Source organism: Streptomyces sp. NPDC048483 (assembly GCF_040651455.1).
In the GTDB taxonomy this organism is placed as follows: Bacteria; Actinomycetota; Actinomycetes; order Streptomycetales; family Streptomycetaceae; genus Streptomyces.
This window is the reverse complement of record NZ_JBEZJZ010000043.1, coordinates 1-15,315: the sequence shown is the minus strand read 5'-3', so window position 1 is coordinate 15,315 and position 15,315 is coordinate 1. Positions and strand designations below refer to the sequence as shown.

13 protein-coding genes are annotated in these 15,315 nt (G+C 68.8%); 9 read left to right on the top strand and 4 right to left on the bottom strand.

Translation table 11 applies throughout. The features are described 5' to 3' along the window. Positions 1-48: 48 nt before the first annotated feature. Both AB0D04_RS21875 and AB0D04_RS21870 read left to right on the top strand, forming a co-directional pair. Entirely contained in the window at positions 49-843 is a 795-nt protein-coding gene (locus AB0D04_RS21875; protein WP_362705746.1) for an SDR family NAD(P)-dependent oxidoreductase, read from the top strand. Further along, positions 840-1,940, top strand: coding sequence for an amidinotransferase (locus AB0D04_RS21870; protein WP_362705745.1), 1,101 nt, complete (start codon positions 840-842; stop codon positions 1,938-1,940). The genes AB0D04_RS21875 and AB0D04_RS21870 overlap by 4 nt, the downstream gene beginning before the upstream one ends. Before the next feature lie 10 nt (positions 1,941-1,950). On the opposite strand, the gene AB0D04_RS21865 is transcribed toward AB0D04_RS21870, so the two are convergent. After that, complete coding sequence (locus tag AB0D04_RS21865) at positions 1,951-3,945, bottom strand: radical SAM protein (protein WP_362705742.1); 1,995 nt, start codon at positions 3,943-3,945, stop codon at positions 1,951-1,953. Positions 3,946-4,204: 259 nt separating this feature from the next. On the opposite strand from AB0D04_RS21865, the gene AB0D04_RS21860 reads away from it, so the two are divergent. From AB0D04_RS21860 to AB0D04_RS21840, 5 genes are read left to right on the top strand one after another with little or no spacing between them, the layout of a single operon-like run. Continuing rightward, on the top strand, positions 4,205-5,335 hold the full coding sequence (locus tag AB0D04_RS21860; protein ID WP_362705739.1) for an amidohydrolase family protein: 1,131 nt from the start codon (positions 4,205-4,207) through the stop codon (positions 5,333-5,335). A gap of 11 nt (positions 5,336-5,346) precedes the next feature. After that, positions 5,347-6,606: a hypothetical protein gene (locus tag AB0D04_RS21855; protein WP_362705736.1), complete on the top strand. Its 1,260-nt coding sequence runs from the start codon at positions 5,347-5,349 to the stop codon at positions 6,604-6,606. Between the two features lie 28 nt (positions 6,607-6,634). Continuing rightward, a complete protein-coding gene (locus AB0D04_RS21850) occupies positions 6,635-7,498 on the top strand; it encodes a hypothetical protein (RefSeq protein ID WP_362705729.1) in 864 nt (287 codons plus the stop codon). 42 nt (positions 7,499-7,540) lie between these two features. Next, positions 7,541-8,515 carry a TauD/TfdA family dioxygenase gene (locus AB0D04_RS21845; protein WP_362705726.1) on the top strand — a complete coding sequence of 325 codons (975 nt, stop codon included), beginning with the start codon at positions 7,541-7,543 and terminating at the stop codon, positions 8,513-8,515. Positions 8,516-8,550: 35 nt separating this feature from the next. Continuing rightward, a complete protein-coding gene (locus AB0D04_RS21840) occupies positions 8,551-9,390 on the top strand; it encodes a hypothetical protein (RefSeq protein ID WP_362705723.1) in 840 nt (279 codons plus the stop codon). Here the strand turns inward: AB0D04_RS21840 and AB0D04_RS21835 are convergent. After that, complete coding sequence (locus AB0D04_RS21835) at positions 9,363-9,860, bottom strand: methyltransferase domain-containing protein (RefSeq protein WP_362705721.1); 498 nt, start codon at positions 9,858-9,860, stop codon at positions 9,363-9,365. The two genes, AB0D04_RS21840 and AB0D04_RS21835, sit on opposite strands and share 28 nt — an antisense overlap. A gap of 357 nt (positions 9,861-10,217) precedes the next feature. Between AB0D04_RS21835 and AB0D04_RS21830 the strand changes: the two genes are divergently transcribed. Together AB0D04_RS21830 and AB0D04_RS21825 are read left to right on the top strand one after the other, a co-directional pair. Continuing rightward, a complete protein-coding gene (locus tag AB0D04_RS21830) occupies positions 10,218-12,212 on the top strand; it encodes a Gfo/Idh/MocA family oxidoreductase (protein WP_362705718.1) in 1,995 nt (664 codons plus the stop codon). Continuing rightward, on the top strand, positions 12,209-12,751 hold the full coding sequence (locus tag AB0D04_RS21825; protein WP_362705715.1) for a hypothetical protein: 543 nt from the start codon (positions 12,209-12,211) through the stop codon (positions 12,749-12,751). The genes AB0D04_RS21830 and AB0D04_RS21825 overlap by 4 nt, the downstream gene beginning before the upstream one ends. A gap of 632 nt (positions 12,752-13,383) precedes the next feature. On the opposite strand, the gene AB0D04_RS21820 is transcribed toward AB0D04_RS21825, so the two are convergent. Together AB0D04_RS21820 and AB0D04_RS21815 are read right to left on the bottom strand one after the other, a co-directional pair. Beyond that, the gene (locus tag AB0D04_RS21820; protein WP_362705713.1) at positions 13,384-13,956 is read right to left on the bottom strand and encodes a hypothetical protein; all 573 of its coding nucleotides are present in this window, start codon (positions 13,954-13,956) and stop codon (positions 13,384-13,386) included. Beyond that, positions 13,953-15,074 carry an ROK family glucokinase gene (locus AB0D04_RS21815; protein WP_362705711.1) on the bottom strand — a complete coding sequence of 374 codons (1,122 nt, stop codon included), beginning with the start codon at positions 15,072-15,074 and terminating at the stop codon, positions 13,953-13,955. The genes AB0D04_RS21820 and AB0D04_RS21815 overlap by 4 nt, the downstream gene beginning before the upstream one ends. Between the last annotated feature and the right edge of the window lie 241 nt (positions 15,075-15,315).

The window sequence follows — 15,315 nt, the reverse complement described above, 5'->3', positions numbered from 1 at the left end:
CTCAGGAGACCAGGCTTGGTAGAGCAGGCTGGGCATCAATCGCGGCGTGTGCTGATCACCGGCGGGGCGTCCGGAATCGGCGCGGCCATCGCGCAGCGCTTCGCACGGGACGGGGCAAGGGTGGCCGTTCTCGACCGCGACCGGGAGGCCCTCAGGCGGTTCGCGAACGACGCCCCCGACGGGGTGCTGCTGCTGCTCGCGGATGTGGCAGAGGAAGCGCCCCTACGGGAGGCGTTCGCCGAGGCAGACGCGGCCTGGGGTGGACTGGACGTGGTGTGCAACAACGCCGGCATCAGTATCCGCCGGGCGTTCCTGGAGACCTCGCTCGCGGAGTGGGAGCAGACGCTCCGGGTGAACCTCACCGGAGCCTTCCTGGTGGCCCGCGAGGCGGGACGCCGGATGCGGTCCGGCGGCGGAGTCATCATCAACACCGCTTCGGTCAGCGGCATGGTGGGCATGCCCGACTACGCGGCGTACAACGTGAGCAAGGCCGGGCTGATCGAACTCACCCGGACCTTGGCGCTCGAACTGGCACCAAGGGTCCGGGTCAACGCGATATGCCCGGGCTACGTGCTCACGCCCATGCAACGGGCCGAGTACACCGAAGGGCAGCTCGCCGAACAGGCCGGGATGCTGCCGCTGCAACGGCTCGGCTCCCCGGAGGAAATCGCCGGCCTGGTGGCCTACCTGGCCTCCTCGGACGCCGCGTTCGTCACCGGGCAGACATTCGTGATCGACGGGGGCGAGACAGCCGGTGGACTGGCCAGCGCAGCCCGACGGCACGACGTACGTGATGCGCATGTGGAGTCGACAGCAGAACCACGCCGAAGTGGGGGAACATGACGAACGACGTGCAGCCGGATGAGCACGAGCAGGCACTGTCGCCGGCGGTCAACTCGTACACCGAATGGGATCCGCTGCGGGAGGTGGTGGTGGGGAGCCTGCTGGGCGGGGTCTTCCCTGACTGGCAGGAATCGATGGTGGACGTCGTGCCCGACGCTGCCCGGCCTGTCTTCCAGGAGCTGGGCGGGACTCCGTTGCCCGCCGGCCTCCTCAAGGCGGCCGAGGAGGAGTTGGAGGGCCTGGTCGAGGTGCTGGAGGCACACGGGGTCGCGGTGGTCCGGCCGGATGCCGTCGAGCACCAGGTGCCGTTCCGGACGCCGCACTGGAGCTCCGCGGGCGGACTTTACGCCGGGATGCCCAGGGATCTGCTGATGGTCGTCGGCGACGCCATCATCGAGGCCCCGATGTCCTGGCGCTGCCGCCACCACGAGGTGGACGCCTTCCGTTCGCTGATCAAGTCGTACTTCCGACGCGGCGCCCGCTGGTTACCGGCTCCGCGCCCGCAGCTGACCGACGCGCTCTACCGCACGGAGGGCGAAGCGGGTGACTGGGCGGTGACCGAGTTCGAGCCGGTCTTCGACGCCGCCGACTTCCTGCGTTTCGGCCGCGATCTCATCGTCCAGCGCAGCCATGTCACCAACGAGTTCGGCATCGACTGGGTGCGGCGGGCCATCGGCCCGGAGTTCGGTGTGACGGTCGTCGACACCGACGATCCGCATGCGATGCACATCGACGCCACCATCGCGCCGCTGGCGCCGGGCAGACTCCTGGTCCACCCGGAGCGCTACGTCCACCACGAGATCTTCGACGGCTGGGAGATCCTGCCCGCCCCGGCGCCGACGCTGCCGCAGGACTGGCCGATGTACTTCTGCAGCCCATGGGTGAGCATGAACGTGCTCACCCTGGACCCGGAGACGGTGGTGGTCGAGCGCCAGGAACAGCCGCTCATCGACGCGTTGACGGCTTGGGGATTCCGTTGCGTGCCGGTGGACTTCCGGCACGTTTACACCTTCGGTGGGTCCTTCCACTGCGTCACGCTGGACACCGTGCGGGAGGGCGGGCCCGCACGGTACCTGTCCCGGCCCGGGGGCCGGTGACCTCTGGCCGTCAGCCGCGGAACAGGAGCCGTGAGTAGTCCGGTCGCAGCAGGACGTTGTTGTCGTACAGGCAGTACTCCACGGCCAGCAGGGGCAGGGCCGGGTCGCCGCCGGGGCCCGCCGCCGCCCGCGCCGCGTCGAGCACGTCCTGGACGGCTACAAAGCGGGCGGCGAGCCCGTCACAGACGTCGTAGGCGGTCCGCGCGGTGCGGTCGTCCCAGTAGCCGGGCAGGCCGATCGCCGCGAAAACGTCGCGGGTTCGGCCCGGCTCGGTATCGATGAGCAGCTCGACGAGGGCACGGGCGAGCGGGCCGGCGCTCTCCTCCAACGCGGTGCTTTCCCGTAGCTGCTTCAGCAGTGCCGCACCGCCGTCTGCCGCGAGGGAAAGGCGAACGGTGCGTGCGGCCTCGCTCTCACCGGCGCGGGCCGGCGCGTGCCGGAGGCTCTCGCACCACTGGGCCAGGCGTTCCTCGTCGGTGTGGCCGGCGAGGAACGCCGGCCAGTCGAGGCGGGCCCGGTAGGCGCGGGACAGGAAGGTCTTCTCCACATAGGCGAAGAACTCGTCCACCGCCCGGGCGCTGCCGAGGGCCTCGACCAACGCGGTGGGATAGCTGAAGGTGGGGTGTACCAGGTCTACTTCGTCCAGGAGTCCTTCCGGGCCGACGGAGTAGGCCGAGGCCGCGGTGTCGTCGATGAGGCCGTCGCCCAGGTCGAAGACGCGGGTGGCACGGGTGATGAGCGAGTCGTCGAAGCGCTCGCCCAGGCGCAGCTCGCTGACAGTGCGCAAGGTGGCCGATACGGTCTCGGGGGTGGCGTAGGTGTTTCCCAGGAACATGTCCAGCCGCCGGGGCGGGAGGGGCAGGCCGTGTGCGCTCCGGAACGCCTGGTCCTCTTCCAGCCAGGCGACCTGGGCCTGGACCGCGTGCCGGGCTCGGTAGGGGACGCGGGTCCGCTTGAGGTTTTCGTCGTGGTAGGAGGCGAACTGGTTCCAGCTGGGTTCGAAGTGCGACTCCAGCAGCGCCCGGATTTCGCTCCGCTCCAGCGGGGGGTTGGGCAGCAGATAGCAGGTCCAGTTCAGTGGCGTTGTACGTCCGTGGTTGAGCTTCCGCATCCTTGCGGCCATCTCGAACAGCAGCTTGTTGCTGCCGATGTTGATCTCCGAGCAGACCAGCCACACGCGGGAAACGCCGCGGTCGGCGAGGAAGGCGATGTCCGCCATCACCACGTCGAGGTCGCGGATGCGGTGGTGCCGGCCCTTGACCATCGGTTCGGTGCAGAAGTAGCAGCGGTACGGGCAGCCGCGCTGCACCTCCACCGGGACGTGGACGTCCGCCTCCGGTCCGGTGACGCGCTGCGGACCGTAGAAGTCCAGCAGGTCGCGCAGGATGGCGTCGGTGTACTCGGTGTGGTCCGCGGGTGGCAGGAAGACCCGGGGGTTGAGGGTGTAGCCGTTGCCGGAGTGGTGGGCGAGGTTGGCGATCCGCTCTACGTTGCGGTGCGCCAGCACGTCGTCCAGGTGCTTGAGCACCTCGTCCGGCTCGCCGGTCACCCCGAAGTCGGGCCGGAGCCGATCCAGCAGGTCCGGGGTGCGGGTGGTGAAGCCGAAACCACCCACCATTATCGGACACCCCGTCAACTCCCTTAATAAGGATACGAGTTGCTGGGTTTCGTGAAACGGCCAGTAGCTGTTCCTGCGCACCGGAGGGGCGCCCGGCAGGTCGTGGTCGGCATAGTTCCAGATGAAGATGGAGTCCAGTTGGCGCAGGTGGATGCCGATGAGCCGGGGGCTGGTGCGCTCCAGGGTTTCACACAGCGTCGTGCGCCACGACTCCTTGGGGGTGTGGAGCAGGTCGAGGCGGGCGGTGGTGAGTCCGTGGCGGGCAGCCACTGCCGAGACCTGCACGAATGCGTAGGGATAGATGGGCAGCGCCGGGTAGTTGGAGGCGCTGAGGAGAAGGATGTCCGCGCCCTGTTGCGCCGGGGCGGTCGGGTTGTCGACCGGCATGCGGGGAATGGTGACACACCGTCGGACACCGCACCAGAAGAGCGCTACGCCGGGTGTCCGAATCGGCGCGTTCGGTTGCGCGCACCCTTGAACCGGACATGCCGCGGACCGAAGAATGGGATCTCGCGCTGCCGCCGTCTGCCTGAACTCCTCGGACGGCTTTTTCCTGTCCGCGTCTTACCGCCTTCCGCCATCGCCGCAGGCCACGGGTTGCCGGCGTGTTGCCGCGATGGCCCTTACCCATGGGGAGAGTGGGCCTGTGATCGTCCCTGTGCTCTCAGCGGACTCCCACGTCGTCGAACCGGTGCGGCTGTGGACCGAGGGGCTGGAACGCCGCTACCGCGACCGCGCCCCCCGGGTCTCCTGGGACGCCGAGCGACGGGGTTGGTACTTCACCTGCGACAACCTGAGACCCGCCCTGGTCAACACCCTCTACGCCACCGACACCACGCCCGAGGACTTCGTGAACGCGGAGCCCGTCGTCGAAGCGGCCCGGGCCGGCGGCAGCGATCCGGCCGCACGGCTGAAGGACATGGCGCTGGACGGAGTGGCCGGTGAGGTGCTCTATCCCAGCCTGGGCCTCCACCTCTTCTGGCTCGCGGACGGCGACTTCCAGCGCGCCTGCTTCCGTGCCTACAACGACTGGCTCGCCGACTACGTCCGGTACGCGCCGGCGCGGTTGGCCGGCCTCGGACTGATCTCGCTCTGGGACACCGGCGAAGCCGTCCGGGAGCTGCGCCGCTGCCACGACCTCGGACTCAAGGGCGCCGCCATTTGGGCCTCCGCCCCTGACGAGCGTGACTTGGCCGGAGCCGCCAACGACCCCTTCTGGCAAGCGGCACAGGAACTGGGCATGCCCGTCTCCATGCACTGCCTCACCGGGTACCGGGACAGCCCCCGGCTCTTCGACTACACCACCCCGATGGGCCGCATCCAGCGCAACATGGCCTACCCGGAGGAACTCCAGCACACGCTGACCGACCTGATCTTCTCCGGCGTCCTCCAGCGCTTCCCCGGCCTCGACATCGTCCTGGCCGAGAACGACATCGGCTGGATCGCCTACCACCTGCTGCACGCCGACCGGATCTACGACAAGCTCGGCCCGGCGCTGGGCACCGACCTCACCATGTCCCCGAGCGACTACTTCCGCCGCCAGGTCCACGCCACCTTCACCGAGGACGAGGTGGGTGTGGTGACCATGCGCCTGCTCGGTGCGGGCAACTTCCTCTGGGGCAGCGACTATCCGCACTACGAGGGAAGCTGGCCGCACTCCACGGAAGTGCTGGGGCGCTGCCTGGCGGAAGCCGACCAAGGAGCCCGGGACCGGGTCACCTCCGGCAATTGCGCGCGCCTGTACGGATTCGATCTCGCGACACTGACCACCCAGTGAAGGAGGCCCGCATGGCGGAGCCGACCACGCACCCCTGGTACCGCTTCATCGACGACGACATCGAGAACAGAACCCGGGCGGGCGTCGGCTTCACCAACCTGATCTCCCAACGCCCCTACGCACTGGCCCCCGAAACCCTCCAGGGCTTCATCGACCGCAACGCCCTGATCCGCGAATTCCAACGGATCACCCGTGACGTCTTCCTGGCCAGTCTGCATGGTGAGGCCGACCCCGCTATCGCGGAGACCGTACTGGCCGGACAGCCCCCGGAGCGCGGCCGGGAGTTCCACCTCGAACTGACGGAGCGCCACCTCGCACTGCCGCTCTACTTCCGTACCGACGAGCCCGCCCCCGGTGCGATCGCGGAGGTGCAGTGCCCTGCCTCCGGCTGGGAGATCGCGGACCAGGTGCACGCCCTCTACCGGGCCTTCCCGAAGGACTTCGACGACACGGAACGGAACTTCGACCCGCTCATCGACAACCTCGCCACCTCCCTGCGCTCCCGGTTCGGCGACGACCTCGTCATCCACCACCTGACCGGCAACGCCTCCCGGCCGCATGGCGTCCACTACACCGTGCAGCGGCTGCGCGAGGCCGGCATCCGGCACTTCGCCTGGGACGCCGTCCACTGGAAGGATTGCGGGTTCGTCCGTGCCCACGAGTTCTACGACCTCAGGTACAACGGCTTCTTCGACCAGTGGATGGAGGCGTGCGAACAGGGCGAGCTCTTCTTCGACCACCCGCCCACGCCGCTCTACGACGCCAAGGTGACGATGGCCTGGCCGTTCTGGTCGAAGGCCAGGGAGTACTACCCCGACGCGATCCGCGGGATCTTCCCGCACACCGAGATCATCACGCCCGAGGGCTTCCATCTGCCGGACGGCACCTGGATCACCCTGGACGAGTACTGCCGGCTGGGCCAGGGCCGACGGCGCTACTACGTGAAGTTCGGCAGCCACCACCCGACGCTGAACTGGGGCAGCCGCGCCGTCTACCACGCGGGCAGCTTCTCGGGCTCTGCGCTGCGCGCCCTCTTCGACCGTATCTGCGCCGACACCGCGGCAGGCCACCTCTGGGTCGCTCAGGACGCGCGCCTGCTGGCAGAGCCCGCCGCCGCCATATCCCGGAGCGGGGAGGACGTGAAGTTCGACGGCTACACCAAGCTGAGTGCCTTCTACACGCCGGAGGGCCTGGCCGGCGTGATGGCCATGCAGGAACGCGCGCACAAGGTACACGGCTCACTGAACACCGTGGTGAGCGCCGCCTACTGACGCACACACGCCACGAAGGAGGTGAGTGGTGAGCAACAGCGGCTCCGATCAGATTCGGCTCACCGGACAGGTCCACCCCGCCGACTACTTCCGCTTCGTCGAACGGGACGAGATGGACTGGCAGGCGTGGACGGACGTCCTCCACGGAAAGGTCGCCGGCGCGATCTTCCGCGGGGTACTACCACCGGACGTCTGCGAGCGCATCCGACGGAATTTCTGGAGCAGCCCGATGCTCCGAAGCGACGAACGCAGCGCTCGGGACGCGGACTACTGGTGCGGCAATCACCTCTTCACCGCCTCCAGTCTCGACTGGTACCTGGCCGAGGCGGACCGTGCGCGTCCAGCCCTGGAGACACTCTGCGCGGGCCCGGGCCGGACACCGCTCTCTCTGCTGGACGAATACCGCGACCATCTGGCGGGCGAGGGTGTCCGGCTCCGCCTGGCAGAACACCGGGGACGGCGGGCTGCCCCATTCCGGCTGCGCTCCCGAGCGGACAGCGACGCGCTCGTGCTCGCTCCGCACGATGACGCCGAGGCCATCCGCCACGCGCGCCACATCGACGGGTGCGAGGTCCAGCGGGTGAGCCGCCTGTGCAATGCGCTGATGTGTGTGGAGAACAACTCCGGGGGCGAGCTGCTGTACTGGAACATCTCGCCCGACCGCAAGAGCCGCCACGCGTTCGGCATGTCCACCGACAGCTACGGGTACCCGATCGAATCGCTGTCCGGAATCGAGCAGCTCACCGTCCCCGTCCACGCCGGGGACGTGTACATCTTCGACACCGCAAACGTGCACGCCGTGGCCCCCTGCGGCAGCGACGGTGTCTTCCGCACCACCATCAATCTGCTGATGGGCGAGCTCGACGAAGAGACGACCGTGTACTGGTCCTGACCGATCGGGCGCCACGAACGCGACCGAAGGGAGACAACGCGGATGGCAACAGCCACGCAGAACGTCGCCGGAATCGACGTACGGCGCCTCGCGGGGCACATCGGCGCCGAGATCGCAGGGGTGGACCTCTCCGCACCGATATCCGACGCGGTCATGGCCGGGATCCGTGAGGCACTGCTCCGAAACAAGGTGATCTTCTTCCGCGGCCAACGGCTGAGTCACGCCGACCATGTGACGTTCGGGCGCCGCTTCGGCGCGCTGACCCGGCGCCCGGGCCGCAAACACGGCGTCCATCCCGATGGACACCCGGAGATCCTGATCGTCGACCCGGATGCGGAGGACACCCGCTACGGCCGCCGGTTCGAGGAACGGCTTCGGCCCAAGACACTGCGCCACGACTCAGGCTGGCACGTGGACCTGGCCGCCTCCGTCAACCCGCCGGCCATCTCGATCCTCCGCTCCGAGGTGGTCACCGAATACGGCGGCGACACCCAGTGGACCAACCTGGTCGCGGCATACCAAGGGCTCTCCGGCTCACTGCAGACACTGGCTGACGGGCTGCGCGCGGAACACACCCTCTACGCCGCCTGCGAGCTGCGGCTCTCCGACGAGGAGGACGTGGAGGTCATCCGGCGGCTCACCGAGGACACCCTGCTCTCCGTGCACCCCGTGGTGCGCGTCCACCCCGAGACCGGTGAGAAGGCACTGTTCACCCCACCCGCCTCGGTGACCCGCCTCCTCGGGCTGCTGCCGTGGGAAAGCCGCCATCTGCTGGAACTGCTCTACGAGCACATCGGGCGCCCGGAGTACACCGTCCGCTGGCGCTGGGCGGTCGGCGACGTCGCTGTCTGGGACAACCGAGCCGTGGCCCACCTGCAACCGGCCGATCTCGATCACACCGACTACCACCGCACCCTCTACCGGGTAACCGTCCTGGGCGATCACCCGATCGGTCCGGACGGCTTCACCTCCGAGGCCGTCCGCGGCAAGCCGCTCATCGCTCACACCAACTCCTGACCCAACACTCCTGCGTGCAAAGGGGGCGAGACATCATGCCGGGCAAACGCGGCGTGTACTTCGTGGCCAACGACCGTGTGGTGGAACTGGTCACCGCATTCCTCAACAGCTTCCGCCGTACCAACCCCGACATTCCGCTGCGGCTGATCCCCTTCGACGGCGCATACGCTCGGATCGCCGCCCTGGGGGACCGCTACGGGTTCACCGTATGGGAGGACGAACAACTGCTGGCGCGGTGCGACGAGATCAGTCTCTCGTTCCACGAGCACCACAAGGGACACTTCAGAAAACTCGCGGCATGGGAGGGCGAGTTCGACGAATTCCTCTACATCGACAGCGACACCGCCGTCCTACGGAACATCGACTTCGTCTTCGATTATCTCGCCGACTACGGCTTCGTGACCGCCACGTCCAACCTTCCGGGACGCGCCTGGAAGGAAACCATCAAGCAGGCCGGAAAACTGTCGCGGGAGCAGTACGAATACGCTGCCAACACCGGCTTCGTCACCTCCCGAAAAGGGGCGCTCACGCTGGCCGGAATCACCGCCGCGCTGCCCGGTGCCCGCGAGGTCACGCCACACATGAAACTCGGTTACGAACAGCCGTTCCTGAACTACCTCATGGTCACGTCGGGCCTGCCCTGCACCAGCCTGCACCGCTTGCGCACCACCACCGGCGACCAGACCATCCCGGCCGAGGTCTTCGCCTGGACTCCGGGCGTCCAGGCGAAGAACGGCGAGGTCGTGCACCCCGCCTCGCCGCCGACTCTGATGGTCCACTGGACCGAGCCGGTCAAACCGACCCAGGCGGACCCGGCGGAGATCCCGCTGTACGACCTGTGGTGCCACTACCGGGATTTGCGCGCCCTCACATAGAGCGACTGCTCGTCGTCGTGTCGTGGCGGGAACTCAGGGTGTGCGGCGAGCAGGTCGGCCTCCTCGATCCGTTCGACAGCGGAAAAGCCGGCCTGGCCGAGGGCCCAGGTCAGCAATTCCAGGTCGAAGAGGTTGCGGTGCCTGCCGCGCGCCTGGAAGAGGTCGTTGATGAACTGCTGGACGGGGGCTCCGCCGAGGGTGTACTCCGGCCAGCGGCGGCAGCGGTCCTCCTTCAGCGCCTGCCCGCGGTCGGTGGCGTAGGCGGCACAGACCTTGGCCAGGTCGGGGCAGGAAATCCAGAGCACGGCGTCATCCGTACAGACGCGCTGCAGCTCCTGGAACAACGGGACGAGTTGCCTGTGCAGTTCCAGGTGCTCGACGACGTGTTGCATCACCACGGCCGTGACCGAACCATCCGGGAACGGCAGCCGGCCGGCCGCCAGGTCGATGTCGCGTTCCGAGCCCGACACGTCGCAGTTGAGCCAGCCGGGAACACGTCGGTCACCGCAGCCCAAATGAATTTTGGGCGATTTCACGGCGTCCTTCGAACCCCGGCCCCAACAGTGGTTCCTGAGACGCGCGAGGAGGCGGGCGAAGTCATGTCCGATGAATGAGATGGTGCGGGGATCGAATTTCATCTTGCGCAACACCCAAGGAATCATGCGCTTTACCGTGCCCGAAGAATTAAGGTCCGGTCAACCATGAGTTCGCAGCACGGAATTTGGGCAGTCCTTTTCGAGTCAACGGTCCTTCTCGCCGGAGAACTCCGGCCCGGACCGCAGAACTCCGTGATGATCGGTGTCACCGCATTCCCCGTGGAGGCGTGCATGCGACAGGTGGTCCTACCCGGCCCCGGCCGGTGCGAGGTCGTCGAGCAGAACGAGCCGCCGGGCGGCGCCGGTGACGTCGTGGTCGATGTCAGCGTGAGCGTGGTGTCGCCCGGCACCGAGCGTGCGATCCTGCTGGATCGTCCGACCGCCGGTTCCCGGTTCCCGGAACGCCCCGGTTACATGGCCGCGGGTACGCTGCGCAGCGGTCCAGGACTTCCCGCGGGCACCCGGGTGGCGGTCCGCCGGGCACGTCACGCGGACGTCGCCGTCGTACCCGCACGCTACGTGCGCGCGGTGCCCGATCGCGTCCCGCCGGCCGACGCCGCGGTCTGGCAACTCGCGCTCACCGCCCTGCACGGTCTCGAAACCGGAGGCCAGCGTGCGGACGAGCCCGTGACGGTGGTCGGTCAGGGCCTGCTCGGCGTTATCACCCGCCGCCTGGCCGTGGCCCGCGGCGCGTCGCGGGTGAGGGCGGTCGCCGCGTCCACTGCCAAGATGTGGACCACCCGCACCGAACCGTCCACCGTGTTCGAAGAAGCCGGACACCTCGACGGCGGCACGCCGCTCGTCGTGGACGCCACGGACAGCGGCCCCGGCCTGGCCGTCGCCATCGCCGCCGCCGAGCACGGCGGCCGGGTGGTACTGCTCGGATCACCGCGCGCCGACGAGGCCGAAGTCCCCCTGCAACAGCTCCACGACCGCCTGCTCGACCTGCGCGGCGCCCACGTCTCCCAGCTCACCGAAGCGGACGAAGAACGACTCAGCGACCAGTTCTTCTCCCTGCTGGGACAGCGCCGCTTCACCATCAGGGACGTCCTGTCCGACTACCCGGCGCACAAAGCCCCGGAGGTCTACCAACGCCTCGCCGGGGAGCGCGCCTTCGTCAGCGCCGCACTGCACTGGAACACACCGCACCCGGCTCCCGGCGACCTCAACCTCACCGCACGCCCGATGCGCTTCGGCCTGCTCGGCTGCGGCGACATCGGCATCGAGGACGCCAAAGCGCTCGCCGCCGCGGACGAAGCCGATCTGACGGCCTGCCACGATCCTGTCGCGGAGCTGGCCCAGGAGACCGCAGCCCGGTTCGGCGGCCGGTGGGAAACATCCGTCGCGGCCCTGCTGGCCCGCCCCGACGTCGACGCGGTCGTCATCGCCACCCCGCACGACACCCACGAGCCGCTGCTCACGGAGGCACTCGCCGCGGGCAAGCACGTCCTCCTGGAGAAGCCCGTCGCCCAAGACCTGCCCTCGGCGCGGCGCATGCTCGAACTCGCTCAGGCCGGCCCGCTGCGCACGGGCATCCTCTTCCCGACCCGCACCGACCCGAGGTTCTGCCAGGCCCGCGCGGACATCGCAGCCGGGGAGATCGGCGCGCCGCTCGGTGTCGCCACCACGTACTTCACGGACAAGCCCGCCACCTACTTCCTCGGCGGCATCAGCGGCCGCATCTCCTCCACCTGGCGCCTGTCGAAGGAACGCGCGGGCGGCGGCTTCCTCATCATGAACCTCATCCACCAGATCGACGCCGTCCGGGCACTCATGGGCCAGGAACCCGACCGCGTCTACGCGGAGACCGCCCCCTCGACAACGGCCGCGGCCCCCGGAATCGAGGACGTGGTCAGCGTCGTCCTGCGTTTCGGCACCGTCGTCGCCACCCTCATCGGCAGCGCCGGCGTGGTGGGCGGCCGGGGCATGCAAACCCGCATCTGGGGCGAGAAGGGCGAAGTACAGCTCACACCGGACTACTCGCTCGCCCACCGCGGAGCACCCGACCCAGTGGACAGCTCCGTAACCGGGGCGGCGCCGACCGCGATCGAACTGCGCACCCGAGCATTCACCCGCTTCGCGCGAGCGGTCCACGACGGCACGCCCGTGGATGTCAGCCTGGCCGACGGACTGCGCACCCAGGCGGTCGTCGAAGCGGCGTACGCCTCCGCGCGACTCGGCCGCGCCGTCTCCCCGACCAGTCTCCTCGAAGGCGGTGCACCGTGAACAACTGGCGGCACGTCACGGGCGTGTCCGGCGCCCACCCCACAGCTGGGGACCTGGTGTGGTTCGCCGACGACCCGTCAGCCGACGAAACCTGGGCGTACGGGTACCCGGCGCCGGACGCCGACGAACGCGCCGCCCGCGCCTGGGCCGCCACCGCCCACGCCGCCGTGGAAGCCGCCGGCCAGGCCGACGTCCAAGTGGTGGGAGAAGGGGTACTCGCCCGCCTCGTCCGGCTCGCCCTGCCCGACCACGCGGGTACGGGCTCCACCCCTCAGCCAGGTGTCGTCATCGAGACGACTGGCACCACCGCCGGCATCAGGAGCGCGCTGGCCGCGCTCTCTCCCAGCGGACGCGTCCTTCTTGCCGCCCGCCCGCTGAGTACGATGACGCCCCTCCCGACCTACCACGGCATCCACCTGCCGGGTAGCCGTGTGCTGCCCATTCCCTGGTGCGATGGTTTCGGCGACCTACCTGAACACCTATTGCGGCGCTCCTTGCACTGTGTCCCCAGAGTGAGCGACCGGCGAGACGATGTGTGACCCCCTCGGTCGAGGGCCAGCAGTCGAGGATGAGGACAGAGCGTTCCTACAAGGTCTCCATCATCCTGGCGGGGCCATGATCAACGGTCCCGCCAAGACCTCAACTGTCCGTCTTCCCCTACTGGGCCCAGCCTTTCCGTGGTGGGCCATCCGATGCAGAAGGAATGTGCCACACCCACGTGCTCACGCATCGGTCGCGCATGTGGCCGATCTGACGTCGGCCCCAAGACCAAGTCTCAGGGGCCGGCAAGAGCATCCGCAGGGCCTGTCCCCACAGCATCGGAAGCGTCCGACGGGGCTTCGTCGTCTCACCCGCTCTCACACAGGTCTCACACAGGTCTCACCAACTGGGTGGGCTCCCCAGAACCCAAGGCTCTGACCTGGCGTTTAAGCGCCTGCCCTGGATCGGCCGGACGCCCCTTGGACGGCCGCTACCACCTGTGCCACGTGGTGCCGAGCGAGGCGCCCAAATACGCGTACGGGGGCGTCGTCGGGACCGTCCATCCGGTGCTGCAGGGTCTTCTCACTCACCCGACCAAGCTACCGAACTTCGTGACGCGGTCCTGACACCCGGGTCAGCTGGAAAACCGGACACAGCCGGAGCTATCCCGTCAGGAAGAAGCCGGACAGCGTCAGAACTTCACTGTCGAGACGGTGTAGACGACGGGATGACCGGGCTCGTCGTAGCTGACCATGATCCGCTGGGAGGGCTGCGGTGCCTTCTTCGGGTTGACGGTGCCCGCCCAGGGCCAGTCGATGCTGAAGTCCCAGCCGACCTTCGCGCCCTGCTCGGGCGGAATGGTCTTCACGCCCTTCTTGAGCGCGGCGGTGCTGGTGCCCACGGCCTCGAGGTAGTGCTCCAGGCCCCAGTCGTTGGTCCGGAACTGGACGAACAGCGAGCTGGTCTTCCAGGAGTTGGTCTCGTAGTAGTAGACCGGGGTGGAGCCGATCGGCACCGGGACGTCGTAGATCCGCTGCTGGACCTTGGAGGGGAAGGCGTTGGTCAGCCCGGTGGCGGCGGCCTCCGCCTCCTTGCCCTGGCCGCTGTCACGGCTCTGCTCGGCGGAAATGACGATATAGCCGGCCGGGATCGCGATCAGCAGGAAGATGATCAGCGCCATCAGGACCGGGCGGTGGCGCTTGCCACCGGGCGGCGGGGTGGGGTGGGAGTCGTCGTTCATGGCGTTCAGGTCGGTGTCGGTCATCGGCGGCCGGACCGTTCGTAGCGCCCGTAACGCTCGACGCGGCGGCGGTTGGCACGCCGGAAGCGGCGGGCGATGAGGCGGGCGAGGTCGGCGGCACCGACCATCCCGGCATCGGGACCCAGCTGGGCCTTGGCGATGGTGGCCTCGGGACGGTAGCCGCGGCCGGTGAGGTTGCGCCGGAAGGCGTCCCGCGCCGGGCCGATCAGCAGGTCGTCGGCGGCGCTGACGCCGCCGCCGATGACGAAGCAGGACGGGTCGAGGGCGGCGGCGAGGTTGGCGATGCCGACGCCGAGCCACTGGCCGATGTCCTGGAGGAGCTCGATGCACATCGCGTCGCCCTCGCGGGCCAGCTCAGTGATCAGCGGTCCGGTGATGTCGCCGATCCGGCCGTCGACCCGCTCGATGATGTTGTACGCGACCGGGGAGTCGGCGGCGGCCAGCTCGCGGGCCTCACGGACCAGGGCGTTGCCGGAGCTGTACTGCTCCCAGCAGCCGCGGTTGCCGCAGGGGCAGCGGTGGCCGCCGGGCACGACCTGCATATGGCCGAACTCACCGGCCACGCCGTACTTGCCGCGCTTGACCGCGCCGTCCTCCAGGATGGCGCCGCCGATGCCCGTACCGAGCGTGATCATGACGAGGTGGTCCTCGCCGCGTCCGGCGCCGAAGCGCCATTCCGCCCAGGCGGCGGTGTTGGCGTCGTTGTCGACCATGACCGGCACCGCGAGGCGGCCGGCAAGACGGTCGCGCAGCGGCTCGTTGCGCCAGTTCAGATGCGGCGCGAAGAGCACCTTGGAGCGGTCCGCGTCGACCCAGCCGGCCGCGCCGATGCCCACCGCGTGGACGTCGTGCCGGTCGGAGAGGTCCAGGACCAGCTCGGTGATGGTGTCCTCGACGACCTGGGGGCTCTTGGACTTGTCCGGCGTCTCGGTGCGGACCTTCTCCAGGATGGTGCCGTCGGCGTCGACCACACCCGCCATCACCTTGGTGCCGCCGATGTCGATGCCGACGGTGGGTACGCGCGGGGCGGTCAGATGCGAGCGCCGCTCACGGGTGCCGATCGTGCGCAGGACGGTGGCTCTGGCGGATCCTCGGTGCGCCCGGTCCCGGTACATGCTCATCGGCCCCCCCTGGTTCCGTGACGTCCTCCGTGACGGATGCCGTGACGGTCGTGGCGGCTGCGTGCTCGCAAGAGTCGTCTCGTCCCTGCGGGTCTCAGGAGGCCGGGGCGGCCTCGGCGGGCATGCTGCGTACGGTGCGTAGGAGCTGTACGGCGTGCATGGTTCGTATGGTTCGGTGCGATTGTGCATCACCCGCGGTGTCCGGCGCACCGCGGCATGGGGTGGCGCGGGGCCCCCGCGC

Bases quoted from the DNA above. Each gene is read 5' to 3' on its own strand.
- AB0D04_RS21870 (WP_362705745.1), top strand. From the start codon at position 840: ATGACGAACGACGTGCAGCCGGATGAGCACGAGCAGGCACTGTCGCCG.
- AB0D04_RS21865 (WP_362705742.1), bottom strand. From the start codon at position 3,945: ATGCCGGTCGACAACCCGACCGCCCCGGCGCAACAGGGCGCGGACATC.
- AB0D04_RS21855 (WP_362705736.1), top strand. From the start codon at position 5,347: ATGGCGGAGCCGACCACGCACCCCTGGTACCGCTTCATCGACGACGAC.
- AB0D04_RS21845 (WP_362705726.1), top strand. From the start codon at position 7,541: ATGGCAACAGCCACGCAGAACGTCGCCGGAATCGACGTACGGCGCCTC.
- AB0D04_RS21840 (WP_362705723.1), top strand. From the start codon at position 8,551: ATGCCGGGCAAACGCGGCGTGTACTTCGTGGCCAACGACCGTGTGGTG.
- AB0D04_RS21830 (WP_362705718.1), top strand. From the start codon at position 10,218: ATGCGACAGGTGGTCCTACCCGGCCCCGGCCGGTGCGAGGTCGTCGAG.
- AB0D04_RS21820 (WP_362705713.1), bottom strand. From the start codon at position 13,956: ATGACCGACACCGACCTGAACGCCATGAACGACGACTCCCACCCCACC.
- AB0D04_RS21815 (WP_362705711.1), bottom strand. From the start codon at position 15,074: ATGAGCATGTACCGGGACCGGGCGCACCGAGGATCCGCCAGAGCCACC.